General features: G+C 36.9%; 26 protein-coding genes. 8 read left to right on the top strand and 18 right to left on the bottom strand.

The annotated features are described in order from the left end of the window. Positions 1 to 81: 81 nt before the first annotated feature. From CFK37_RS16695 to CFK37_RS16650, 10 genes are all read right to left on the bottom strand, one after another. Positions 82 to 1,338: a Ger(x)C family spore germination protein gene (locus CFK37_RS16695; protein ID WP_089062938.1), complete on the bottom strand. Its 1,257-nt coding sequence runs from the start codon at positions 1,336 to 1,338 to the stop codon at positions 82 to 84. Then, on the bottom strand, positions 1,325 to 2,422 hold the full coding sequence (locus tag CFK37_RS16690; protein WP_089062937.1) for a GerAB/ArcD/ProY family transporter: 1,098 nt from the start codon (positions 2,420 to 2,422) through the stop codon (positions 1,325 to 1,327). Before CFK37_RS16690 ends, CFK37_RS16695 begins: the two co-directional genes overlap by 14 nt. 3 nt (positions 2,423 to 2,425) lie before the next feature. Next, a complete protein-coding gene (locus CFK37_RS16685) occupies positions 2,426 to 3,964 on the bottom strand; it encodes a spore germination protein (protein WP_245837241.1) in 1,539 nt (512 codons plus the stop codon). Positions 3,965 to 4,133: 169 nt separating this feature from the next. Further along, complete coding sequence (locus tag CFK37_RS16680) at positions 4,134 to 4,991, bottom strand: DUF421 domain-containing protein (RefSeq protein WP_089062936.1); 858 nt, start codon at positions 4,989 to 4,991, stop codon at positions 4,134 to 4,136. A gap of 34 nt (positions 4,992 to 5,025) precedes the next feature. Further along, the gene (locus tag CFK37_RS16675; RefSeq protein WP_089062935.1) at positions 5,026 to 5,229 is read right to left on the bottom strand and encodes a DUF1657 domain-containing protein; all 204 of its coding nucleotides are present in this window, start codon (positions 5,227 to 5,229) and stop codon (positions 5,026 to 5,028) included. Between the two features lie 13 nt (positions 5,230 to 5,242). Beyond that, positions 5,243 to 5,593: a stage V sporulation protein AE gene (gene spoVAE / locus CFK37_RS16670; RefSeq protein WP_089062934.1), complete on the bottom strand. Its 351-nt coding sequence runs from the start codon at positions 5,591 to 5,593 to the stop codon at positions 5,243 to 5,245. Next, entirely contained in the window at positions 5,590 to 6,606 is a 1,017-nt protein-coding gene (gene spoVAD, locus CFK37_RS16665) for a stage V sporulation protein AD (RefSeq protein WP_089062933.1), read from the bottom strand. The genes spoVAE and spoVAD overlap by 4 nt, the downstream gene beginning before the upstream one ends. Beyond that, the gene (gene spoVAC, locus CFK37_RS16660) at positions 6,607 to 7,086 is read right to left on the bottom strand and encodes a stage V sporulation protein AC (RefSeq protein ID WP_089062932.1); all 480 of its coding nucleotides are present in this window, start codon (positions 7,084 to 7,086) and stop codon (positions 6,607 to 6,609) included. It abuts the gene before it with no gap. 18 nt (positions 7,087 to 7,104) lie between these two features. Further along, positions 7,105 to 7,563 (bottom strand): hypothetical protein, encoded by a 459-nt coding sequence (locus CFK37_RS16655; protein ID WP_089062931.1) that lies wholly within the window; start codon positions 7,561 to 7,563, stop codon positions 7,105 to 7,107. A 71-nt stretch (positions 7,564 to 7,634) separates the two neighbouring features. After that, entirely contained in the window at positions 7,635 to 7,841 is a 207-nt protein-coding gene (locus tag CFK37_RS16650) for a DUF1657 domain-containing protein (protein ID WP_089062930.1), read from the bottom strand. Positions 7,842 to 8,024: 183 nt separating this feature from the next. Between CFK37_RS16650 and CFK37_RS16645 the strand changes: the two genes are divergently transcribed. Further along, a complete protein-coding gene (locus CFK37_RS16645) occupies positions 8,025 to 8,471 on the top strand; it encodes a hypothetical protein (protein ID WP_089062929.1) in 447 nt (148 codons plus the stop codon). Positions 8,472 to 8,523: 52 nt separating this feature from the next. Here CFK37_RS16645 and CFK37_RS16640 read toward each other — a convergent pair whose 3' ends face one another. Further along, the gene (locus CFK37_RS16640) at positions 8,524 to 8,706 is read right to left on the bottom strand and encodes a hypothetical protein (RefSeq protein WP_089062928.1); all 183 of its coding nucleotides are present in this window, start codon (positions 8,704 to 8,706) and stop codon (positions 8,524 to 8,526) included. 183 nt (positions 8,707 to 8,889) lie between these two features. Here CFK37_RS16640 and CFK37_RS16635 point away from each other — a divergent pair, with 183 nt between their 5' ends. The 5 genes from CFK37_RS16635 (at position 8,890) to CFK37_RS19980 (ending at position 13,318) form a co-directional block, all read left to right on the top strand. Beyond that, complete coding sequence (locus CFK37_RS16635) at positions 8,890 to 10,152, top strand: molybdopterin molybdotransferase MoeA (protein WP_089062927.1); 1,263 nt, start codon at positions 8,890 to 8,892, stop codon at positions 10,150 to 10,152. 14 nt (positions 10,153 to 10,166) lie between these two features. Next, entirely contained in the window at positions 10,167 to 11,189 is a 1,023-nt protein-coding gene (gene moaA / locus CFK37_RS16630; RefSeq protein ID WP_089062926.1) for a GTP 3',8-cyclase MoaA, read from the top strand. Between the two features lie 23 nt (positions 11,190 to 11,212). Further along, a complete protein-coding gene (locus tag CFK37_RS16625) occupies positions 11,213 to 11,632 on the top strand; it encodes a YwpF family protein (protein ID WP_089062925.1) in 420 nt (139 codons plus the stop codon). Positions 11,633 to 11,780: 148 nt separating this feature from the next. Then, entirely contained in the window at positions 11,781 to 13,145 is a 1,365-nt protein-coding gene (locus tag CFK37_RS16620; protein ID WP_089062924.1) for a TrkH family potassium uptake protein, read from the top strand. 29 nt (positions 13,146 to 13,174) lie between these two features. Further along, positions 13,175 to 13,318, top strand: a complete 144-nt coding sequence (locus CFK37_RS19980) for a hypothetical protein (RefSeq protein ID WP_157724873.1) — start codon at positions 13,175 to 13,177, stop codon at positions 13,316 to 13,318. Between the two features lie 262 nt (positions 13,319 to 13,580). Here CFK37_RS19980 and CFK37_RS16615 read toward each other — a convergent pair whose 3' ends face one another. Genes CFK37_RS16615 through CFK37_RS16605 form a run of 3 tightly spaced genes read right to left on the bottom strand, consistent with a single transcriptional unit; the run spans position 13,581 to position 17,263 of the window. Further along, positions 13,581 to 15,041 (bottom strand): sodium/proline symporter, encoded by a 1,461-nt coding sequence (locus CFK37_RS16615; protein ID WP_089062923.1) that lies wholly within the window; start codon positions 15,039 to 15,041, stop codon positions 13,581 to 13,583. A 59-nt stretch (positions 15,042 to 15,100) separates the two neighbouring features. Then, positions 15,101 to 16,063, bottom strand: a complete 963-nt coding sequence (locus tag CFK37_RS16610) for an ornithine cyclodeaminase family protein (RefSeq protein WP_157724872.1) — start codon at positions 16,061 to 16,063, stop codon at positions 15,101 to 15,103. Between the two features lie 33 nt (positions 16,064 to 16,096). Next, positions 16,097 to 17,263 (bottom strand): NAD(P)/FAD-dependent oxidoreductase, encoded by a 1,167-nt coding sequence (locus tag CFK37_RS16605; protein WP_089062921.1) that lies wholly within the window; start codon positions 17,261 to 17,263, stop codon positions 16,097 to 16,099. 170 nt (positions 17,264 to 17,433) lie between these two features. Here CFK37_RS16605 and CFK37_RS16600 point away from each other — a divergent pair, with 170 nt between their 5' ends. Then, positions 17,434 to 18,648, top strand: a complete 1,215-nt coding sequence (locus CFK37_RS16600) for a CdaR family transcriptional regulator (RefSeq protein WP_089062920.1) — start codon at positions 17,434 to 17,436, stop codon at positions 18,646 to 18,648. A 42-nt stretch (positions 18,649 to 18,690) separates the two neighbouring features. Here the strand turns inward: CFK37_RS16600 and CFK37_RS16595 are convergent, their stop codons facing one another. Then, positions 18,691 to 18,834, bottom strand: coding sequence for a YjcZ family sporulation protein (locus tag CFK37_RS16595; RefSeq protein WP_089062919.1), 144 nt, complete (start codon positions 18,832 to 18,834; stop codon positions 18,691 to 18,693). 125 nt (positions 18,835 to 18,959) lie between these two features. Here CFK37_RS16595 and CFK37_RS16590 point away from each other — a divergent pair, with 125 nt between their 5' ends. Continuing rightward, positions 18,960 to 20,636 carry a diguanylate cyclase domain-containing protein gene (locus CFK37_RS16590; RefSeq protein WP_089062918.1) on the top strand — a complete coding sequence of 559 codons (1,677 nt, stop codon included), beginning with the start codon at positions 18,960 to 18,962 and terminating at the stop codon, positions 20,634 to 20,636. Positions 20,637 to 20,858: 222 nt separating this feature from the next. On the opposite strand, the gene CFK37_RS16585 is transcribed toward CFK37_RS16590, so the two are convergent. The 3 genes from CFK37_RS16585 to lepB form a co-directional block, all read right to left on the bottom strand. Next, positions 20,859 to 21,998, bottom strand: coding sequence for a S1C family serine protease (locus CFK37_RS16585; RefSeq protein WP_245837240.1), 1,140 nt, complete (start codon positions 21,996 to 21,998; stop codon positions 20,859 to 20,861). A gap of 29 nt (positions 21,999 to 22,027) precedes the next feature. Next, a complete protein-coding gene (locus tag CFK37_RS16580; protein WP_245837239.1) occupies positions 22,028 to 23,197 on the bottom strand; it encodes a zinc-ribbon domain-containing protein in 1,170 nt (389 codons plus the stop codon). A 330-nt stretch (positions 23,198 to 23,527) separates the two neighbouring features. Next, positions 23,528 to 24,055 (bottom strand): signal peptidase I, encoded by a 528-nt coding sequence (gene lepB, locus CFK37_RS16575; RefSeq protein WP_245837238.1) that lies wholly within the window; start codon positions 24,053 to 24,055, stop codon positions 23,528 to 23,530. Between the last annotated feature and the right edge of the window lie 263 nt (positions 24,056 to 24,318).

Below are 24,318 nucleotides of genomic sequence, written 5' to 3'. Positions count from 1 at the left end.
TTATCTTTCCAAAGTGTGATGGAAAAACCAATTGTGTATGAAAAGATAATAGTAATCATAAACCAAATAAATAGCGTCATATTAATCCCTGATTTCATCTAGTTTTGGTAATTCACTTTGACGGCCAAACTGTCCAAATGTAATTTGCACATCAATATTAACTTTCATATCTGGATATGTTTTCATCCAATCAAATTTCTTATAGGCTGGTATTGTAAGAAACTGTTTCCTGGCAATGAATGACCAACCAAAAGGCTCAGCTTTAAATTCTTCCTGCGTCCTTGCAACGAATTTCTCTATTTTATTTGTTAACTCTTTCTCAATCGATTTCTTTAATTTTTCACGTTTGTTTATATCTCTCTCATAGTCAACCATACTATGGGCAGATAATACTTCTATTTCAAGTGGAATCGTGACATTTATTGATGGTTTATCAGCTTTTAGGTCCATTTCAACTTTATTGGCACTCTTCTTGTTTACTCTTACAGCAATTCGATATTTTTTATTAAAAGGATCTTTATAAGTGGTCAATATATCGGATGCATCTAATGTGGGATTCAAAATGACTGAAATCCTTGTTTCGTCTCCCGATAATTTACCAATCATTTTTCCCTCTTTAAAAACTGCAGAGCCCGCAAAATTGGTTTGATTGGTCTCTCCCTCGAATTGAAATTCCCCAGCAGTAAAGTGATCATTATCATTGTCTTGTTCATCTTTATCCTTATTTTGGGTGGTACCATACATAGCTAAAAATAGTTCTGCATCTGCTTCTGTAATTCTAAAATATTGTAGAAGTTCGGAATTTGGAAGCATACCAGTTTCAATCCCGCGTGACAGGGCCAATTCAAAATATTTATGTGGCCTTGTTTCCAGTCTTGGTTTATTTTTTTGAAAGAATTCACTTGCATTTTCTTTAGATACAACAAGGTGAATATCCCGTCGTATTTCCGGATCTTTGGTTGAATCGTACATCCATCGAACAAAATCTTTGTCTTGTGCAAATTCTTCAGATACCACCATTACCCGTAATAAATCGTAAGTTATTTCTTTAGCAATAACAGCATTGGCAGCATTCCTCGAAGTGGTAATATCATCCGTTACAAATGATATGATTTCCTGTGGGGGCTCTTCTGTACCGCCGCCTTGAATCTGTGAACCATATTCCGGGTTAGCGATCAAATAGGTAACTTTTATTCTGTTACTGGCCTCGGCCTTATCCAGCCCTATTGCAATGACATAGGCCCTTTCTTCAATTTGACTTTGGTTCCAGCAACCACTTAGTGTCAGCAAGATTGGGATGAGATAAATTAGCTTTACAATAAGATTATGTTTTTTCATTTTTGTAATCCCCCTTGAGCTTGGCCACAATCCACAAAATACAAGGTAATCCAAAAAATATGGGAGTCACAAAGATTAGCAGGTAATCCCTAACATGTGTAAGTGCTATGGGGTTATTTTCCAGTATCATACCGAGTAGTAAAAACAAGGTGGCAAGGGAAGGAATCACATGCTCAAAATCTTTAATCCTAAAAAGTCTACCGAACAAAATTCCATTTAAATAAAAATAAACCGCAAACCGAACAAATGTGGCAATTAACCAAAATGGAAAGAAAAATGTTTCCACATTCGTTAAAAAACCAAAATTAATATAACGAATAACCTCATGAAAGGGATAACTAAGCATTCGTACAGATTCAAAATCAAATAGCAGAAGGTACGCGAAAAAGGCAATGGTTAATTCCGCTACAAGTATCACAAAAGCGATCCAGGTTCCTTTTTTAAAATCATTCGCATTCCGAATGTATGGGGTAAGGAGACTTAGATAAAGGATGTCTCCATAGATAGAAAGTCGTAATGAACTTTCTTTTATAACTGTCCACTCACCAGGGCCGAAGAATGGGAACAAAAAATCAAGATTTCCCTGAATCATCGTTAAAATTAGAGCAATTAGTATGGAAATCTTGATATAAGGTAGTAAGGCTCTGGCAACTGAACCAATTTGCTCTATACCACGTTTAGCACCGTATGCACAGACTCCTACTAACACAAAATATAAGATTATAGTAGGTGTCCTTGAAAAATACATGGTCCCGATGATATCTGTATAAATTGCCGTATCAATAATAATTGTTATGGAACCAACTATCCATAATGCAAAAATAACGATAAATCCAAGGTATTTTCCGAGGAGGTGGACCACGATTTCCAACAAACTTTTTTCTTTGTAATACATCATTGTTTTGATGAGAAGATATAGTGGAATAATGACGAGTATCCCACTAATGATCGGCATCATCCAGGCAGCATTATATAATGAATTATAAATAATCGATGGTAAATCATCCGCAAGCTTTGTGCCGATTGTCAGTAAAATAATCGCAATATATTCCTTGATTCCAATTTTACCGGTGCTTTTTTCCATAAATTAGTTCTCCCGTTTCTTTTTCATATCCTTTGGTTTTAAATAGCCAGGTCGAAATAACTCATTCTTTATCATTCGTCTTAAAATGGTATCCCCGGAAGATAAGTATTTTGGGGTCATGGGGGATAGATACGGTACACCGAATGATTTAAGAGAAACCATATAAAACATTCCCAGAACAAATGCTGCAGTAATCCCATAGATGCCAAATAATCCAGCTGCAAAAATAAAGATAAAACGAGATAGTCGAACAGCAAAGTTCAAACCTATATTACCGACTGCAAAAGAGCTTAATCCTCCTAAAGCAACCACAATTACAACGATTGGACTAACAATGTTTGCTTGGACAGCGGCTTGACCTAAGATTAATGCACCAACAATTCCAATTGTTGGACCTATTGTGGACGGAACACGTAGTCCGGCTTCCCGAATCAGTTCGAAAGCAAGTTCCAATACCAACACTTCTATTAAGGCTGGTAGTGGTACTTTTTCCCGAGTTGAAGCAATTGCCAGCAATAAATCAGGTGGTACCATCTCGGCATGGAAAGTTGTTACAGCAACATAGATGGCTGAAGAAAATATTGCAATAAATATTGCTAGCATGCGTAAAACTCTGGTGAAATTTCCATAAAAAATACGCAAATACGAATCCTCAGCAGTATGAAAAAAGGACCAAAACGTCGCAGGGAGAACGAGTGATGCTGGAGAATTGTCCATTAGCAAGACAATATAACCATTTTCTAAAAAGGTAGCAGCGCGATCTGGTCGTTCCGTATTTAGAATTGTTGGAAATATAGAGAATTTTTTCCCCTCAATAATTTGTTCAAGTATTGCCAGGTTTTGAACAGAATCAACATCTATTGCATTTACTCGGTCCTTCACATTTCTAAGCAAATCATCATTAACCAGGTCTTTTACGTAGACAAAAAACAAATCATTTTTAGACCGCTTAGAAACTGTAGTCGATTCAAAAACAAGATTCTCGTTCTTTATTTTTTTCCGAATGAGTGAAATGTTTGTCATTACTTTTTCATTGAATGCCTCTTTTGATCCTATCAGTGATATCTCATTTTCTGCCTTCTCAATACCTCTGCCTTGGAAATTAGATGCGCTAATTATAAATGCATGATCGATACCATCCACGAATAGAGCAGCATTCCCCTTGTTAACCTCTGATAATATGTCCTCAATCTTTTGGTTAGTTGAGATAGATTGAATGGATATTATATCGTTTATTTTTTTTGATGAATCCTGATTAAGTAATAAAGGGCTAATTACTTGTTCCTCGACGACATCTGTATTTGTAATGGTATTAATATAAAGCATAGTAGCTTTCTTATTAATTCCTGCGATTATTAGATCACGAAATTTGACATCTTTATTATCCGGATATGAATATATAGATTTAAATATTTTAACTGTTTTTTCTAGATTAGGGTCAATTTCCTGTTGTTTTAGTTCAATATCATCCTTCGAAGATTGTTCTTTATAAAGCTTATCAACATCCTTGTATATATACTTCTTCATTAGTTTATTAAGCATTTAAGCCACTCCGACGTCTTTTTTCTTATGTTACACTGAATTGGTTGTAATTATGTATGTAGGAAGATTGCGGTCTGCTTATGCTTTATTAAGCTTCATATTCATATAAAAAAAGCTTCTTTTCTGTACAAATCTAATCATACATGGAAAGAAGCCTTATAAATAAAGACTATTTTAGATTGGGCGACACAAGGTCAATTGCCTTTTGCAATTTCTGACTATTGGTTTGATACAGTTGTTTTGCAGTTTGATTTTCGGTAGCTAATGCAAAGAGTTCCAAATCAGCTTGGCATTTTTTTAAGCTTGCCAGAAGTAAAGGCTTTTCAGAAGGGGAGGGAACCGAAATTTTGTCATCGTATAAATCGACGGTAAGCTGCCCGTCTGTATCGGCTTGACCTAGGAACACATTTTCAATACTGATATCCATTTTATCGAGTTCTGTTTCCAGCCAATTTGTGTTAAGCGAAAGGTTTGCCAGGGGTTCCAATATTACTTTCCCGTCCATTATCACGGTTTGAGGTTCCTTGTCTGTTGGTGAATTGATACCCAAATCCTTTGCTGTTAACGGTCTGTTCTCCTTTTTAGGTAAAATATTCAAATTGCCAGATGGCTCAAGGACAGCGAACTCAACATCTGCTACTTTAAAAATTTGGTCATCACGCAATTTCTCAAGTAAATCATCGGAAGAATAATGTTCCTTTTTTAGATTATCTTCCATAATTTTGCCGTCTTGAATGAAAATAGTTGACTTTCCCTGCGTCAGGTTTCGGAATGTCTTGCTTTTTTGAGAAATAAATTCAACCAATAATGGAATAGCAAACCATATAAACAACGCTGCCAATCCATGGGAGATGTTTGTTTCTATATCCGCTGCAAACATAGCAACAATACTACCGATAACGATACCGGTTATATATTCAAAGATATTCATTTCAGAGAGTTGTTTCTTACCCAGCCATTTTGTGATGAAAAAAAGTATAACTAGTAAGATTAAAGATCTTATGATGATATTAATCCATTCCGGCATATGAACAAATCCTTTCTAGAACGCAAAGAACAAATTAGCTTTTGTATTGTGGTTCTTCTTTGGTAAGGTAAATAACCTGTTTTTGTAAATCCTTTTTTACCTCATCAATAATCATTTTTGTTTCCTCATATACTTGTTTTGTGTTTTGATCCTGTGCTTTACTTGCCAGGATGCTTAACGTTGCTTCAGCACTCTTTAAAGAAGAAAAGCAGCTTTTCACCTGTGATCCAATTGTCATTCCTATTCACTCCTTAACCTTTAGGTCTAAAAATAATGGCGCCAATCATTCCAAAAATGATAGCTGCAGAAATACCTGAACTGGTCACTTCAAACATTCCCGTAACAACACCTATTAGCCCATGTTTTTCTGCTTCAGCCATAGCACCATGTACTAAGGAGTTACCGAAGCTCGTAATTGGTACACTTGCACCTGCACCCGCAAAATCAATCAATGGTTCGTAAAGGCCAAAGCCATCGAGAATAGCTCCAACAACTACTAGGATACTTAACGTATGACCTGGGGTTAGCTTAAACACATCAAACATTATTTGACCAATAACACATATTATCCCGCCTATTACAAACGCCCAGAAAAAAATCATGACATATCACTTCCTGTTTCAATGGAGACTGCGTGAGCAATGCAAGGAATTGGATCCTTTTGCTGAACGCTTAATGTAGAATGTAAAGCACCTGTCGCAATTACCAGGATTCGATTGATAAGTCCTTGTTTCATTTGGTTTAAAAAATGCCCATATGTGACTACTGATGAGCATGCAGCACCACTTCCTCCTGCTAAAACAGGCTGTCCCTCACGGTAAATGGTAAGTCCGCAATCCACGTATTGGTCTTCGGATATGGGGATTCCTTCTTTTTTTAGCAAATCCAGGGACACGTGCCTTCCAATATGACCTAAATCACCAGTGATAATTAAATCATAATAGGAGGGTTCCACATTTCGTTCTCTCAGATGGGTTTCTAGTGTATCTACAGCAGCAGGAGCCATTGCACCACCCATATTAAAAGGATCTGACATACCCATGTCGACCACTTTGCCGATAGTAGCTGATGTGATAACAGGTCCTTTACCTTCCTTTGCTACTAATGCGCAGCCTGCACCTGTTACTGTCCATTGTGCTGTCGGGGGTTTTTGCCCACCATACTCAGTAGGATAACGAAACTGCTTTTCTACCGCTGCATTATGGCTTGCACTTCCACTTAAAATGTAGTCGGCACCGTTCCCATTAATTAAGAAGGCCGATAATGCCAGACTTTCCATTGAAGTAGCACATGCACTAAATAAACCAAAATAGGGGATGTCAAGCGTTTTTGCCGTGAAGCTTGTTGGTGTAATTTGATTAATAAGATCGCCGCCGATAAAAAATTGTACCTGTTCTTTTTGAATGGAACTGTTTTTAACAGCGACTTGACAGGCTTCCTCCATCATCTTTTGTTGGGATTTCTCAAACGAATCTTGTTTCAGCCACATGTTATCATGCAAAATATCAAAGTCGTTAGGGATATTTCCATTTGCTTCAAATGGCCCACCAACAGTACCTGTGGAAATAATGACAGGTTTATTCTCATAAACCCATGTTCGATGCCCAACTAACATCTAGAATCCCCCCCATTGAGTTAATATTGTTTTGATTATTGCTACGACGAATGCAGAAAACACACCGAATAAAACAACAGACCCCGCAAGCTTAAACATATTTGATCCGACACCTAATACAAAACCCTCTGTGCGATGCTCGATACATGATGAAATAACAGCATTACCAAATCCAGTTACAGGCACAGCGGAACCAGCACCGGCGAATTGACCAATTCGGTCGTAAACGCCAAAACCGGTTAACAACATCGTGATAAATATTAATGTCGCAACAGTAGGATTTCCAACCGTTTGGTCTGTGAAATCAAAAAAGTAAATGTAAATGGTTGAAATCACTTGACCAATAAAACAGATAAATCCACCCACTAAAAAGGCTTTTACACAGTTTTTGAAAATTGGCCTTTTCACCTCACGTTGTTGCTGGAATGCTTGATATTCTTGTGAACTAGGTGGTAAGTTTTTCTTTTTTTTATCAGCCATTTGTTGTCACTCTTTCATCTAAGTTTTTTCTTGCAGTAATTTTAATAAATGGTCCATTTCTTTTTTTAATTTCTTATCACTAATATTATTTTTGGCAATTCTGTTTTGTAACTTTTTGACTTCAAGTACTAACTTTTTGTCTGTTGAAACCTCTGTCTTAAATTTAGGGAATTGCTTTTTTATTTTTGAAGCAAATTTTTCCTTTATTTTTGTAAGCTTTATTCGGTCATGCTGATGTACTTCAAGGGCCACCAGCATATTTTTATCTGTATTAACCGCATAAATGTTTGTTGTTTCTTTATATTTACGAAGTGTACTTTTAGCTTGTCTTGATGGTGCCTGATCTGGTAAAGAAGAGTTGCTTATTTTCGATGGTTCAGTTTTTGACCGGTCATTTGATGGTGCCGAATCTGAGTTTGTGTTACAGGCAACCAAAAAGCTAAGTATAAGAAGAACAATTAATTTGTGCATTTTCACTTTAACATCACCTACTCTTATCAGATTATGTAGTAGGGGGTTGAAGAAAAAAATTCAACCCGTAATTATTACTAAACATTCTTATATTGTGGTTCTTCCTGTTCGATTTCCTGCATACGTGGTTCAACACTTTGCAAAATTGCATTTGTTTGTTGTGCTGCCCCTTCGTATACTTGTTTTGCTTGTTTGTTCTGTGTTTGTAATGCAAATTGTTCAAAACTAGCCTGTGCGCTTTTTAATCCGGCAATTGTTTGCTTCACTTGACTTGAAACAGTCATCTAATGACCTCCTTTCAGGTATCACTTATTATAATTGTGTTTTTTGTCGTTATTATGCTTTATAATTATTTCCTTTTTATGTTAATCTTAATATAGGATAAAAAACTGAATTATTTTATAAAAATGAAACTTTCTGCAGGGATAAATCGTCTTATAGGTAGAATGTATGACAGGGGGACTATCATGAATATAAAAAAGCTAATCCTATCTGTTGTGTCCATCATGGCCATCGTCATCCTAATTTCCAGTTGGAATGGATTTGGCAGGGCTAGCCTGGTCGCTAATCAAATGGGCAAAGCAAAATTTGGGGATTTTATTTTACATATTAGGGTTGAAGAAGTGAATGAGGAAATAAAGGTATTCCGATCGTTGCAATACATGGGAGAGGACCCCATCGAAATTAAGCATCAAACACCTCTAATATCGATTTCATTAGGTCGAAGGAATCACGACTTTACAGGCAGCAATGTTAAAGAGGAGATGAAACATGGAGATAGCTATTATCCCCAAAAAGCAAAGATAATTACAATACCAAAAAAAGGGAAATACACCTTATATTGTTTAGCCAGTTTCCAAGTGGAGGGAAAAGATAAAAAGATCGAACATTCAGAAGAACTGATTTTCCAATAAAAAACAGCACTCATGGGGTGCTGTTTTTTCTAACAAATAGAAGAGCAGTTATTTAGATATTTTTGTTATCCTCATGTTCATCGTGACCACCATGTGTCAGATAATCCTCTCTTAATTCCTCTTTTTCATCCATGGTCAATGATGAATCATGATTCGGGTTTTTATTTTTATTAGTGAACAAAAGAACGAGTAGTACGATGATTATAACTGCTATTATAAGGTATACCCAAGTCATCCTTTATCACCTCTTGTTTAAAGCTTATCCATTTTTATTATACTGTTTCGTTAATAATTAATACCCACAATCAAGAAATGTGAAACTATAGTGAAAGGTGAGAAGCAAAAATATTCTTTCATTAAATAATTTGTTAAACTAAAGGTATCAGATTAAATTAAATTGGAAAGGGTTTTGAAAAAGATGGTGGAGAAACGAAAGCCTATGCCAGTAGATCAAGCAATCGCTAAAGTAATGGAATTTCGTAAGGCTGGGGGAACGGAAGTTGTGTCAATTGATAGATGTGATGGTAGAAGATTGGCGGAACCGCTATACACAACGAATCCTGTCCCGTCATTTAATAAGTCTCCTTATGATGGCTTTGCTCTTCGCTCATGCGATACGGAACAGGCATCCAGAAATAATCCGGTTGAATTTGAAATTGTCGAGCATGTGGGGGCAGGCCATGTACCTGAAAAAAAGCTGGAAGAATATCAGGCAACGCGTATTATGACAGGAGCACAAATACCTGACGGTGCTGATTGTGTTGCCATGTTTGAAATATGCAGTGAAATAAAACGGAATGGGAAGGATTTCATTTCGCTCAAACGCACCATGGAATCCGGGCAGAATGTTGTGAAAAAGGCTTCTGAAATAGGTGAGGGAAAAGAACTTGTAAGGAAAGGATCACTCATCAATCCAGGAGTAAAAGCATTACTGGCTACGTTTGGCTATCAGACAGTACACGTAATGAAAAAGCCGATTGTAGGTATCTTTGCAACCGGATCGGAATTGCTTGATGTGGATGCAGAACTTGAGCCAGGTAAAATCCGTAATTCCAATGCCTACATGATTATGTCCCAAATAAAACGGGCTGGTGGCGATCCGCATTATTTTGGAAAATTGGACGATGAACTGGAATCCAGCTTTCAAGCCATTGCAGAGTCAATCGATAAAGTGGATTTTCTTATTACAACTGGAGGTGTATCAGTTGGAGACTTTGATCTAATGCCGGCAATATATGAAAAGTTACATGCTACTGTCTTATTTAATAAGGTTGCCATGCGTCCCGGAAGTGTCACAACGGTGACGGCATTACAGGATAAACTGCTATTTGGCTTATCGGGTAATCCATCAGCCTGCTATGTAGGGTTTGAGTTATTTGTACGGCCCATTTTACAAACCTTTTTAATGAATGACACACCATTATTAAAAAGGTCGAAAGCTATATTAACGGACGATTTTCCAAAGCCTAACCCGTTCACTCGATTTGTTCGTGGTATCCTATCCATTGAAGATGGCCAGGTCCGCGTCTCACCGGCAGGTATCGATAAATCAAACGTTGTTACTTCGCTAGCATTTACAAATGGTTTGATGGTATTACCGGGTGGAACGAGGGGGTATAACAAAGGTGCAATAGTTGATGTTCTATGGCTTGATCAAATGGAAGGCCAGACAACCTTTTAAAAGGAGTTGGGGAAGTGAATCAAGAAATTAGTCAAGTGTCAGACCATTTCGGAAGACAACTAAGGGATCTTAGAATTTCCGTGATCGATAAATGTAACTTTAGATGCACATATTGTATGCCAAAGGAAATTTTCGGAGATGACCATATGTTTTTGCCTGAAAGCGAATTATTAAGCTTCGATGAAATTACGCGCGTGGCAGAACAATTTGCTAAACTAGGTGTGGAGAAAATCCGGATTACAGGCGGAGAACCATTATTGCGAAAGAACTTGGACAAACTGATTGCACGATTAAATAACATTCATGGCATTCGGGATATTGCACTGACAACAAATGGTGTGTTTTTGCCAAGAAAAGCACAAAAGTTAAAAGAATCCGGCCTGCAGCGGGTAAATATTAGCTTAGACGCAATTGAAGATAATGTTTTTAAAGAGACAAATGGCAGAGGTGTTGTAACTCTTCCAGTAATAAAAGGAATTGAAGCAGCACAAAAAGCGGGGCTTAAGGTGAAAATAAATATGGTTGTAAAAAAAGGTATGAACGATAGCCAAATTCTGCCTATGGCTCGGTATTTTAAAGGAAAAGATATTATTTTACGTTATATTGAATTTATGGATGTTGGAAACCACAATGGCTGGGATATGAATAATGTGATTTCAAAGAAACAAATTATTGATAGAATTAAAGAAGAAATGGCGATTGTTCCAGCAGAAGAAAATTATTATGGTGAAGTAGCTACAAGGTACAAATATGCAGATGGCGATGGAGAAATTGGTGTTATATCTTCAGTGACGGATTCATTTTGCAGCAGTTGCACACGAATCAGACTATCGGCGGACGGTAAGCTTTATACATGTCTGTTTGCCTCAGATGGTTATGATTTACGAAAGGATTTAAGGTCAGAAATCTCGGATCAAGTATTGGCGAATAATTTAAAAGCTATTTGGGGCAGACGAGCTGACCGGTATTCGGACGATCGAGCAGCATTAAAAAACACAAACAGAAAGAAAATCGAGATGAGTTATATTGGCGGATAGTGCATTCGCATGGAGGTGGATGGATGAAGACATTTAAATTAAGTTCACTTGAAATTGTGGAAAATAAAAATGATGATATTATTCAACACGAAATTCCGTTGCTTGATGGCCTAGTCATTAATAAGGAAGATGATCAGAACCGCTGGGTGATTGAGGCTTTTATGAAGAAGGCATTTGTGGAAGACTTTCGCAAATTAAAAGAAAAAGATGATACTGTTATGCTCCAGGTGAAAATCACAAAGAAAACGAATACGCCGGCAACATTTATTACTTCAATCTTGTCCGTAAATGAAATTGGTGAAAACATTAATGTCATTTTTATGGGGACAATTGTTGATCAGCGCAAAGGCATTGTCAAGGAAATGTTAAAGAAATTAATTGAAGACGGTTATCAGGGTGAATCGTTATATAAAAAATTCAAAGAGTTAATAGAGCAAGGTTAGTAGGGTGTTTGACTACTAACCTTTTTATTTTACGTACTAAAATTTAAGCTAATTGTTAAATATGCGCGCAAATCTTTTATATGCCTGCTATAATGAGGATAAGTTTTGCAGAAAAATGTTTGACATTGTAGATGTAAGGAGCAGCTTTATGTTTTTGAAATTGTTTAAAACTGATTGGATAAATAAATTATCGCCAGTGCAACTAATCCTATTTTTTTACTGTGTGGCAGTGATTGTCTCTACTTGTATTTTGGCAATGCCTATTGCACATAAAGATGGTGTCAATACTTCATTTATCGATATTCTATTTATAGCGGTAAGTGCAATCAGCGTTACTGGATTATCACCAATCAGTATATCTGAAACATTTAATACATTGGGATATTTTTTATTAGCATTTATTATGCAATTTGGTGCGGTCGGTGTTATGGCAATTGGGACATCAATCTGGATAATTCTTGGGAAAAAGATTGGACTGAAAGAGCGCCGTCTAATCATGACCGATCAGAATCAAACTTCCTTTGCCGGTATGGTCCGATTAATCAAACAAATTATGTATGTAATATTAACGATTGAATTTTTTGGATTCATTATTTTAAGTACCTATTATCTGCAATATTTTCCTACCACCGGAGAAGCGGTTGTTAATGGATTTTTTAGTACCATAAGTGCAACCACTAATGCTGGGTTTGATATTACGGGAAATTCATTAATGATGTTTAAAGATGATTACTTCGTTCAATTCATTACGATGCTGCTGATCATCTTTGGTGCAATTGGTTTCCCAGTGTTAATTGAAGTCAAGGAATACATGTTTGCAAGAGAAGAAATACGTAAAGGGTTACGGTTCACCCTTTTTACCAAAGTTACAACTTTAACCTTCTTTTCACTAATTGTGATTGGGGCAATCTTCATAGCGCTATTCGATGCGGGAAATTTCTTTGCCGACAAATCGTGGCACGAGGTGTTATTTTATAGTCTGTTTCAGTCTGTAACAACCAGAAGTGGTGGTCTTTCCACGATGGATGTCAGTCAGTTGACGGAGCAAAATCATTTGTTCATGTCCCTCTTAATGTTTATTGGTGCGTCACCAAGTAGTGCGGGTGGTGGTATTCGGACCACAACATTTGCTTTGGTATTGATATTCATTATTACATTCGCCAGGGGTGGTGCAAGTATTCGTATATTCAGACGGGAAGTCTATCAGGAGGATCTATTGAAGGCGGTTTCAGTATCGTTAATGGCACTCGCCTTTGTGTTCACTTCTATTTTAATCATGTCTATCATGGAGCCGTATCCGCTGTCAGAAATACTCTTTGAGGTAACGTCGGCGTTCGGAACAGTGGGGCTTTCACTTGGCATTACAAGTGAACTTACTACAACAAGTAAAGTCATCTTAATGGTTTTAATGTTTATTGGACGTGTAGGTATCATTACATTTTTGTTTATGTTTAAAAACAATAAATCAAGCGGGAAATTCCATTATCCAAAGGAAAGGATGATTATTGGATAAGGGATGTGAGTCCTTGGAGGAGAAAGGTTATGTCTAAAGAGAAAATTGAATTTATGACTGATCAACCATTTAACAATCATGGTGATATTATTCGTGTGGTAACTTTCGAGATGTTACCGAACAAATTGAAAATGAACGGCGAATTGAATTTATGGCATTCTATGATGAGTTAACCAACTTGCCCAATCGTAACCGCCAGTGTTATTGGCAGAATTTCTCCAAGCTTAATTAGTGACATGGAAAAAAGGTTGCCCCCAACGGAAGGGCAGCCTCTTTTCGTTTCCTAGAAATAAAAATTTGTATTCAAGATGGTGCTGTTAAGGATATCATATGGCAATAACCGGGACGCTTTCGTTATATTAAGGCTGTTTTCGCATAGTTTGTTGTTTATGGATGTTGTGTCAAAAACAACAGTCTCTTAGAAAAGAACCATTATTAAAGTGCTTTTTCTGTGTTGGATACTGCTGAGCTTTCTTTTTTATCTGGGAAAAGCAAACTGAATGCTATCCCAAAAAATGCAGCAATAAAAAACGTGCTGAATCTTGATGTAATAATGGATTCAAGTGGAGTGCTAATCCATAAAATGGTTGAGAACAATCCGGCAAGTACTGTTGCAACTAACCCAGTACTAGAATATCTTTTCCAGAAAAAAGTCATCAAAATTGCCGGAGACAATGTACAGCCTACTCCTGCCCAGGCCCAACTGACGACCAAGTATAAAAGGGAATCAGAAACAAGGGCAATAATCATTCCGACTAAGCCAAAAACCAATACAGAAGATCTGGAAATCCATACAAGTGACTTTTCTGAAAGTTGTATACCCATTGCTTTGTGAATAATATCTTCACTGACTGAACTAGTTACTACCAAAAGCTGTGAATCTGCGGTGGTGATAATTGCAGCCAATATTCCGGCGAGTAATATGCCTGCAAACCAATGGGGAAGAAGGTCTAAAATCATGGTAGGTAAAATGGTTTCTACGTCAGGAAATGATCCCTGATCATAAATAGCAATTGCAGCAAGACCAATTATAAACGCGCCTCCATATGCCAGGAATGTCCAAATAATGGCCACAGTGCTGCCCTGCCGTGCATCTTTATCGTTTTTGAGTGCCATGAACCGCGTACTCAACTGTGGCTGACCGCCTAAGAATCCAAAGAACCATGCAAAATTATTGAAGAATAAAACCCCAACAGCGAATCCTGTCAAGCCACCAAACCAGGAATTGTAGGAGTTGCCTGCAGATACCAATGACTGGGTGATTGAGAGGTCATTGGTATTAATATAAACAAGTGCAACAATAGGGAGAACTACCAAAGTGATAAGCATCATGATACTCTGTATCATGTCTGTCCATACAACTGAAATGAAACCACCTGAAAAGGCAATAATAATAATAATCGCGGTAGCAATAAGTACACCTGCTGTAGGATCCAAACCAAATGTAGTAAAAAGCATCTTTCCTGCACCGGCCATTTGGGCACCAACGTAAAACATTAGAAAACCGGCAATTAAAAGGCTTGTTATCCAACGAATAATAGTGGCTTTCTGACCAAAACGTACAGCTAAATAATCGGGAAGTGTCAACACATTATATTTTTCTGTCTCCCTCATGAACTTTTTTGCTAGAAACAGCCATGAAAATATAATACCTAGTGCAATTCCGGCGGCAACCCATACACCGGATAACCCTGTCATAAAAACAAATCCTGTGTATCCAAGTAATAACCACGCAGATTCGCCGGTGGCCCGTTCTGAAAAAGCAAGCGCCCAGCCTGGCAGCTTCTTTCCACCCAGTAAAAAGTCCGATTGTGTTTTACTTTTTTTACTGAACACATAACCGATAAGCAATATTGCGACACAATAAAAGATAAACTCGATTAATATGATATTCATCGTATCCCCCCATAGTTATTTTTGGTAGGTTTAAGGCCAGTCGTCTCCGCTTTTATTCCTTATTCTAATTTTGTTCCTATTCCTTTTTTCACCGCCTTTTCATATATGTCTGCTGCTACTACCACATCAAATAAAGCCATTCCTGTAGATTTAAAAATGACACTTTTTCCATTACCAGGCATAACCTTGTTTCTTGATGAAAGATGAGAGCTAAATGAAATTATGGAATCCTTTGTGAGCCAGCCATTCTTGAGAGGTGTTATGATATCGCCTGATTCATGGATGGCATCCAAGCTATCAATGAATACTTGATCCGTATTGTAATATACAGCTTCTGGAAATTCCTGCATAGATGGCTGAAAAGATCCAATTCCAACTAGCAATTTATTCCTAAACAGGTTGGAATTGTTTGGGATAACCGGATCCTTGGAAGTCGTGGTGGTGATGATGATTTCAGCTGAGTTTACAGCTTCCTCAGAGGAACCAACAGTGTGAATACGAATAGTTTCACCTATAAACTCTTTTACCTGTTTGATAAAGGATGGTATTCGCTCCGGGGTTCTGTTGTATAAATAAATGTCTGAAATAGGACGAACACTGCATGCTGCAATTGTTTGATAAAGCCCCTGTACGCCTGTACCAATAATTGCAAGTGTCGAACTAGTTTCAGGGGATAGGCTCCTGATAGCAGATCCACCGATTGCTCCAGTTCTGAAACCGGTTATAAATGATCCGTCCAAAATTGCCTGAATTTCACCGGTTGTACCACTTTTCAGAACGACTACACCATGGATTGCCGGATGTGATTTGTTTTCCGGGAAAAGTGTGACAAGCTTGGTACCTATTGAATCTTTTGTAAAACAAGGCATAGCCAACAATGTATTACCACCCTGGTTTACTTGCATTCTAGCTGGCATGGTGAAGGAGTCTTTTTCGTATTGTTCATAGGCCTGGTCAATTGCAGTTATGACATCGCACATCGACACAGTTGAACGAATGTCAGCTGCACTTAAATAAATCATGATCAACATCCTTTCTTTATAGACGATTGGTAGTTAAACAACTGCACCTTCAATGATCAGTTCTTTTTCTGCAAATCTCTCAAATCGTAGCGGACTTAGGTCTATTGATTGATAACCGCCTGTTTGTATTTTTTCGGATAGTCCTTTACCTACTGCGGGAGCCTGCTGCATGCCATGACCGCTAAATCCACATGCCAGATAATAACCCTTTAATAATGGATGTTCTCCGATTATCGCGTTCTGATCAATCGTGTTATAGCTATACATACCTGCCCACCCATGTAAAACTTTTGCACGCTCGAAGTTTCTAATTCGATTGGCTAACACGGGCCATAATTGTTCCATAAAAAAGGAACGTTTCCATCTAAAGTCTATCCCGGGTTTAACTGCTTCTGAAAATCCAGAGATTAATGAATTACCCTCGTGACGGAAGTAAACCCCTGTAGGATCCACGGTTAGCGGCAGTTTCTTTTGAAGAGGGTCAGCTATATCAAATTGAATGATCTGTCGTTTCAAAGGTACGATTGGCAGAGGAAGTCCGATCTGTTCACTTAAATAAGGTGCCCATGGACCTGCACAATTAATAAGAACCGGAGACTCTACTATTTCGCCGCTATTCGTTTTAACTCCTTTAATACCCTGTCTATCATATTTAATGGAAACAACTTCGTCATAAATATAGGAAGCTCCCAGTTCTTTTGCCTTTTTCGCGTATCCTTGCATAACTGAATAGGGATCCAAGTAGCCATCTTCACTGCAATATAAGCCTCCCTGTAAATCTCCGATGTTCAGTTCAGGGATAATCGATGTTAATTCCTCTTGCTTAAGTAGTACTGAAGGAACACCAAATTTTTTCTGCAGGTGACATTGTCTTATTAGTTGTTTCATATTTTTATCTTTCGCTAGAAACAAATACCCACGTTGTTTGAAGTCTATCTCGGCCCTTTCCCCGTTAATCTTCATATCCTCTGGAAATGTTTTATAATGTTGCAACCCAAACCTGCCTATTTGGATATTTATACTGGTAGTAAACAGTTGTCTTATACCGCCAGCACTCCTTGGTGTAGAGGAAAATTCATATAGTTTATCTTTTTCAAATATACTTATCTTCCCAGTAAATCCATCGTTTAATAGATGATAGGCGATACTGGAACCTATTACTCCTCCACCCACAATGATTACGTCCGTCTGTTTAGCCAATACCTCACCCCAGATAATAAATTATTTCGGATAATTCATAACATTTTATTTATTTATAACGCAAAAGCGGGTGAAATACTATGGTTATTTTGTACAAAAATTTGTACTTTTTAAATTCCATGTCACAAAATATGGTAAAGTAGAAGTGAAACTAATTTAAATAAAGATGGGTGGGAATAGCAATCGAGGAGTTAGTACAATTTGCACAAAAAGTAGTGAAAGCGATTACAAAAATTCTGCCATTTTCTATCAGCTTAAGTGATAAACAGGGATACATAATAGGGGATACAAACCAAAGCCGAATTGGAACACTTCATACTCCGTCTATCGAAGTCATCAAAAAAGATAAGATAATATTGTACAGTAAAGTCAAAGTTTCCACAATGGATAATGTTTTGCCTGGTGTTGCAGTACCGCTTTATTTTAATTATAAAATAGTGGGCGTACTCGGAATAATTGGCGATCCAGATGAGGTAGAACCATATGCCATACTGGTAAAGAAATATGTAGAATTAATGTGGCAGGAAACGCATCAACTAAAGGTGAAAGAAATGAAGGGGAGAGCAGTTGAAAGTTTTCTGCAGTATGTGTTAGTAAATAAAGAAATTAGTTATACCCGCCTGAACCATTTTATTAGTTACCTTGGGTTTGAAGATAACATAAATTGGGGATGCATTGTCATTGATGTAGGTGATTCATTAATGGAAAACATGGAACACAACAAACTGACGTTATTCCTGGATCAAATTAAAGCATCTCTTATTAACTGCACAAAATTAACCTTCGGGAAAAATGATAATGCCATATGCGGATTTTTAACTATCGAAAAAATGATTTTGTTGCTGCCTATTAAAGATAATGGGGAATATCGCAGGCTAATGGACGAGTTTCATAGCAAAAGTAGCCATTTAATGGATTTGTTTAATTCGTATGATGTGTCAGATTGCAAGATAACCGCAGGAAGCATGTATTACGAAATGAAAGATATCAAACGAGCCTATCAGGAAGCTGAGGAATTAAGAAAATTTGTTGGTAAAAGCAGAACTTGTCCAGCAATCGTTACCTATTATGATTGGGATATATTGTTCAAACTATTACCCAATGCTATTAGTACGGACGTGCAATCTATTCTTTTTAATCGATTAAAACCTTTATATCAAAACAAAGCGTTTGTTGCTTTAACCACAGATTTTATGACATATTGTGAAAGCGGTATGAATATAAGTAAGGCTGCTAAAAAGCTGTATATCCACCGCAATACACTAATATACCGACTCAAAAAAATGGAAAGCCTAACAAAGCTCAGGACGAATAATTTTGAACATTGTACAATGCTTTATTTTATCCTTAAACATTTAAATCCCGAGTCGGTATCCTATAAATAAATGCTTGTGCTAAAGTGAAATAGCACAAGCAAAAGATATAAATTAGCAGTAAAAAGCTGTTCCTACAATGATTAGAAGTATAAATAGAACAACAATTAAGGCAAATGAATTGCCATAATTACCATAATTATTGTTTCCGTAAGCATTGTTTTCATAACCGCCACATCCACCGTATCCATATGACATACTACTTCACCTCCTAGACGTTTACAGTTATACTATATGTAAATGTAGCCTGAATGTATGGACGTTTTCATCAGTTTTTTAATAAAAAATGAATGTAATTGAACATAAGATTGGGGATTTTTTATATGAATCGGCAGATAAAACGTTTTAGCGAGGGAGAAATAGAATGGATAAAACAGTTTTCTGCTGTTGTAACAGATGGCATTTTCCTGATGAAGGTGAAAAAAGAACAAACTGCTCACCTGTTTATCTATGAATATATGAATAAACCAGCAATGGAGTTAGCAAGACTGTCCAGACGCGACATTGGCAGTAAGCTGAGAGACAGCAATTCCATTGGTCATGCTCAATTCTTGCGGGAGCACTATCTACGCGTTCTGGAAACAAACGATATCGTTACATATAAAGACAATGTTATGCTTCCAAATGGCCAGTATGAAGCCCGGACACAGCTCATCCCTGTTTACAATATAGGTAATGAAATTACCTATATTGTGGGAGTCACCGTGAATGTTACCCAGCTTTCTGAGAAATCAGATGATGTAAAGTATTTAAACCGATTATTTTCAACTTACATGGATACAACGGATAATGGTGTCGCCATGATTGATTTCACAGGTAGGTTCCTGGTAACGAATGAATCATTTATCCGATTATTTGGATACACAAAGGGAGAATTGTTAAATCTTAAATTGGAAGAATTTCAACCACAACTAAAAGACAAATTTACAAGGTTTTGCCAGTTGTTAAAAAAGGGGGAGAAGATCCACAATTTAACATTGGAGTTGACCAAAAAAAGTGCAGAAATACTTTATACAACGATCAGTTTTACGCCGATTCCAAACGAGCACCAGGAGTTTGTCGCATTTGCAGTAATTATTCATAATATAACCGATGAAATCGAAACAAAACGGAAGTTAACTGCTACACAAGACCGTTACCGATTAATTGCAGAACATACACAGGATCTGGTAAATATTATTGATGCAAACGGAATTATTACATATGCATCACCTTCACACTTGCCTACACTAGGTTATGACCCAGCTAGTTTAGTCGGAAATTGGGTGCTGAATCATGTTCATGAGGATGATAAAAAGGAATTAGGAAAAATCCTTGCAAAAACTAAAAAGGTGAAAAAGTCGCTATTGACGGAGTTTAGGATTATTAAAAAATCCGGGAGGGCCATTTGGGTCGAATCCAATATCAAACCTGTTAAAAATAAAGATGGAAGTCTCCGCCAAATTGTTACCGCATCACGTGATATCACAAACCGGGTAAAAGCGGAAGAAAAGTTGAAAAGACTGGCCTTAACAGATTATTTAACCGGCTTACCGAATAAGCGGGAGTTTATAAATGAGCTTACCAGTGAGAAAAAGAAAATTGATAACGGTATATCCAAGTATATGGCTGTTTGTTATATAGATGGAGATGAATTCAAAAAAATTAATGATGAGTGCGGTCATGATATAGGCGATAAGTTTTTGATTAAAATTGGGGAGCGGTTAAAAGAGACTATCCCATTAGGCAATTTTGTTGCCCGAATTGGGGGAGATGAATTCGCTGTTCTGCTTAAGAAAATTGATGGGGCGGAGGAAGCGGTAATCATTGCAAAGAGTATTATCAGTCGCATGAGTTCACCGGTTAAAATTGATGATTATACATTTACTAATACATTAAGTATTGGAATCAGCATTTATCCAACAGATGATACAGACATTGACGGTATTTTATTAAAGGCGGATCAAGCATTATATGAAGCAAAAAAGAATGGGAAAAATACGTATTGCAGCTATGCTTAAAATTGGAAGAGGCTGGAACATACCCAGCCGCCCTAAGGTGCGCGACTGCCCGCAGCGGAAATCACGTTGCTGTAACGTCGCGGTTTATGGAAACAGCCAAGAAAAATATCCGAACTACTACAAAATTTAATTAAAGAATTTTGAATCATAGTTCGGATTTCTCTCTGACTAAAGCACTTTTGCCTTGGCCCTTTGTTTGTAATGGGCGCTTACGCTGTTGTTTTACTTTTTGATTTGCGTTATGTTTAGTATTTTTATTTGGTCATTTTCATAGCCTACTACAAATTTGTACGATGTGTTTCCTTTTTTAGTAGTACCTTTATCCGGTTGTTTATACGAGTAGTCTATTTGAATAGGAGCCTCGATTTGGTTGTTATCGGTCAGGGAAGTTGTGAAATCCTTATAAGTAAGGTTAACGACATGAATGTATTGCTCACGAAAATCAGAATATGATGTGCCGCTCTGCATGTCACTGCCTAAAACCGTATAGGCGCTAATATAGTCACGCATCACTATGCTGTCAAGGAAATAGTTAATTAAGTATGCAGCATCTTCCTTAAATGCTTCCTCATCAATATTGTCTATGACTTGTGATGTTGTTGAAAACTTTAACTCCTCTAATTGCGCCTCGTTTGACCATTGTTCAATTTGATCAATGACATCAGCAAGGGGGATGCTGAATCCAATTGTTCCATCTTTTGTACCGACAGAGTTAATTCCAATTACCTCGCCAGTTGAACGATTTATTAATGGTCCGCCACTGTTTCCATGTGTTATTTGGGCAGATATCTGATAGACATTTTTGTAATCGAATCCATCAACAGTAAAATTTCTTTCCGTACCGGAGATAATTCCAAGTGTAACAGTATTCTGAAAGCCATGTGGACTGCCAAGAGCGATAACTTCATCGCCTAATTCCGCTTTGATTTCCTTTTCAATTGGGATAGGGGATCGATTTGCCATTTGCGGTACCCGTATTACCGCTATATCTACATCCTCACTAATACCAACTATTGCAGCAGGGTAGACGCGCGCATTCGATGTTCGCACACGAATGATATCGGCGTTTTTTACGACATGAGCATTAGTTATAATGTCGCCTTTTTCATTATAAAGGAAGCCCGAACCGGTAATTGTTGTATCCCCATTTTGACCTTCAATTTGCATTACGTTCTTTTCTGCATTATGAATAATTGTCTTCAGATTTAATGTTTGAGGTGAATTACTTATTTTATTTATACCAGAGCTGCTGACGGTTACTTGGTCTGAATACCATTGGTTATGAATAGCAAAAATACCAATACCACCCAAGATCATTATGAAAACTGTAATGGCTATTGGTATATAGTGATATTTCCTCAACGATGTACACCTCGTTTTTGTGCGATTTATTATTCCGTATACCATTTGATTTTGGATACCTTTACTTTTAATTCCTTGGCCTTGCCAGTTATATCGAAGTGAGTAAATTCAAATTCACCAGTTTCATTTGGATAAAGTGTATCAGGGAAAACATAAACTTCATTTGCTTTAAATTTGTCGCCGTTTTTTGTCAGTAAATCATATTCCACCAAGATGGTATTGATTGGTATAGTTGCGACACTTTTCACTTTGCCTTTCACAACAAGCTTGTCCTGCTTATTCTCTTGCAGTTTAACACTCTCAAGTTTCACAGCGTCATTTTTATTTTGTTTTCGCTCCTCCTCAGCTTTACTGATAGCCGATTCAATCCGCCGTTGCTGCGCGGTTTCAAACGCAACACGTTCATTATCAATGGCGGTTTGCAAACTGTTAAGTTTTTTGGAATCAGGTGCATAAACCAGCCCATCTTTAACGAGTATCTCTGCATCCGAAAAATGGAGCTTATTTAGCTGTTTACTCGCTTTAGAATAGGTATAATTGATGATTTGATTTCGAATATTAGTTGTTATCTTTTCAGCCTCGCTGCTTTCTATTGATTCAGCTTCCCATAGTAATATTTTTAATTGATCAATGGAAGGTTCTTCTTCCAATTGGTTTTTTAATTGGTCTGTTTTAATGGTATTTTTCATTAGTACTATTTCATTTATTAACTTTTTTACTACAGAGCCGTTATAATTTTTTAAAGTAGAATCCGTCTCAGCTATATGCTGCAGGGCCTTTTGATATTCCTGCTTGGCAAGGTATTTGGCTGCATTATCAAGATTATTTTGAACTTGCATCGCTATATCCATGAATTCTATTGCATTTGACGCTTGAGGGAAATTCTCTTTTTGCTTTAAAGCCTCTTCAAAAAGTGTTTTAGCTTTTTTATAGTTCCCCTCGCTAGCCTTTTTTTCTGCATTGGAATAGAGGTCCTTTGCCTGGGCGGTTTGATTTTCCAAAAATAAGTGAAGGAAGCCGATTGATAAACTTAATAAGGCAAAAATGATTAATGGTAAAAACCAAATTTTTTTCGACCTGGCTGGTTTAGTTAATCGATTATGCACGTCTTCTGGTAACTGTTTGCCACATTTTATGCAATAGGATTCATTATCTCTTACTTTTGTACCACAATAAGGACAGTGAAACAAAACTGCCACCTCTTTCATCACAGGTGTTGATATGTATCATTCATCTCCGTTTTTCTATATCATTTTAACATATTTTTGCTTTATTTAGGATGGGGAAATTGGTATGATGAAAGAGAGGCATTTGTTGCCTAATTCTGCACATACTATTTTTATATTTTAAATTACATACATCATGTTGAGGAGGTGCACATTTTAATGGAAATTGCATTGTCGGTAGTTTGTTTTGCACTTGTAATCTTAAATATTGGATATTGTGTATTTGATAATGAGAAGTAATAACAGTGAAGATATAAACTAAAAAAAGGGGCCAGACCGATGAAACAGTCTGACCCTCATTAATTATTTTATCATGGACCATTCGTCAAATGGATAAATGACAAATTCAGATCGGCCTACGATATCATCCGCATTAATAAAACCTAATCCATTTCTACTGTCTTTACTGATAGCCCGATTATCACCCATTACGAAGTATTTATCATCTGGAACTTCTATCGGGCCAAAATTTCCTGTGTGATTTAAAGCATCTACACTAATAAAGGTTTTTTCATATTGTTCACCATTAATATACAAATGGTGATTGCGAAATTTAACAGTATCACCTGGTAAACCGATTACACGTTTTACGTAATTTTTAACGGGGCGCTTAATAATTACTACATCTCCACGTTCTGGCTCATCAACTAGGTATATTAGTTTGTTAAAGATAACGCGTTCTCCATCCTGTAATGTAGGGACCATGCTTTCACCTTCAACAATTGATGTTGCGAAAACAAACGTACGTAGAAAAAATGCTAATAATATTGCGATAAAAATTGCCTTTCCCCACTCTAACCATTCATTTTTCTGTTTATCCTTCTTTACCAACTTTGACATCCTTTCCTAACATGATCCATTCAAATAAAATGCATTGTATTACTTGGATACTATTATTCTTAAAGATAAATCATGATAGCATTCTTATCAACTGATAAAATAATAAATGTTTATCCTTGTTTAAACCAGTTATTCAATAGTATAACGGTATCACTTTCCCCAATAATATTATAGTCTTTTGCATAAATTGTAAAAAACTTTTCATGTTCCTTTATCAAAACTTGGCAAAAGCTATTGTACTGTGCTAAAGTGGT

This window comes from Virgibacillus phasianinus (assembly GCF_002216775.1).
Classification (GTDB): Bacteria; Bacillota; Bacilli; order Bacillales; family Amphibacillaceae; genus Virgibacillus_F; species Virgibacillus_F phasianinus.
This window is presented reverse-complemented; position numbering and strand designations above follow the sequence as displayed.

Excerpts from the sequence above, each read along its gene's own strand:
- CFK37_RS16695 (WP_089062938.1), bottom strand. The coding sequence starts at position 1,338 with ATGAAAAAACATAATCTTATTGTAAAGCTAATTTATCTCATCCCAATC.
- CFK37_RS16690 (WP_089062937.1), bottom strand. The coding sequence starts at position 2,422 with ATGGAAAAAAGCACCGGTAAAATTGGAATCAAGGAATATATTGCGATT.
- CFK37_RS16685 (WP_245837241.1), bottom strand. The coding sequence starts at position 3,964 with ATGCTTAATAAACTAATGAAGAAGTATATATACAAGGATGTTGATAAG.
- CFK37_RS16680 (WP_089062936.1), bottom strand. The coding sequence starts at position 4,991 with ATGCCGGAATGGATTAATATCATCATAAGATCTTTAATCTTACTAGTT.
- CFK37_RS16675 (WP_089062935.1), bottom strand. The coding sequence starts at position 5,229 with ATGACAATTGGATCACAGGTGAAAAGCTGCTTTTCTTCTTTAAAGAGT.
- spoVAE (WP_089062934.1), bottom strand. The coding sequence starts at position 5,593 with ATGATTTTTTTCTGGGCGTTTGTAATAGGCGGGATAATATGTGTTATT.
- spoVAD (WP_089062933.1), bottom strand. The coding sequence starts at position 6,606 with ATGTTAGTTGGGCATCGAACATGGGTTTATGAGAATAAACCTGTCATT.
- spoVAC (WP_089062932.1), bottom strand. The coding sequence starts at position 7,086 with ATGGCTGATAAAAAAAAGAAAAACTTACCACCTAGTTCACAAGAATAT.
- CFK37_RS16650 (WP_089062930.1), bottom strand. The coding sequence starts at position 7,841 with ATGACTGTTTCAAGTCAAGTGAAGCAAACAATTGCCGGATTAAAAAGC.
- CFK37_RS16645 (WP_089062929.1), top strand. The coding sequence starts at position 8,025 with ATGAATATAAAAAAGCTAATCCTATCTGTTGTGTCCATCATGGCCATC.
- CFK37_RS16640 (WP_089062928.1), bottom strand. The coding sequence starts at position 8,706 with ATGACTTGGGTATACCTTATAATAGCAGTTATAATCATCGTACTACTC.
- CFK37_RS16635 (WP_089062927.1), top strand. The coding sequence starts at position 8,890 with ATGGTGGAGAAACGAAAGCCTATGCCAGTAGATCAAGCAATCGCTAAA.
- CFK37_RS16625 (WP_089062925.1), top strand. The coding sequence starts at position 11,213 with ATGAAGACATTTAAATTAAGTTCACTTGAAATTGTGGAAAATAAAAAT.
- CFK37_RS16620 (WP_089062924.1), top strand. The coding sequence starts at position 11,781 with ATGTTTTTGAAATTGTTTAAAACTGATTGGATAAATAAATTATCGCCA.
- CFK37_RS19980 (WP_157724873.1), top strand. The coding sequence starts at position 13,175 with ATGTCTAAAGAGAAAATTGAATTTATGACTGATCAACCATTTAACAAT.
- CFK37_RS16615 (WP_089062923.1), bottom strand. The coding sequence starts at position 15,041 with ATGAATATCATATTAATCGAGTTTATCTTTTATTGTGTCGCAATATTG.
- CFK37_RS16610 (WP_157724872.1), bottom strand. The coding sequence starts at position 16,063 with ATGATTTATTTAAGTGCAGCTGACATTCGTTCAACTGTGTCGATGTGC.
- CFK37_RS16595 (WP_089062919.1), bottom strand. The coding sequence starts at position 18,834 with ATGTCATATGGATACGGTGGATGTGGCGGTTATGAAAACAATGCTTAC.
- CFK37_RS16590 (WP_089062918.1), top strand. The coding sequence starts at position 18,960 with ATGAATCGGCAGATAAAACGTTTTAGCGAGGGAGAAATAGAATGGATA.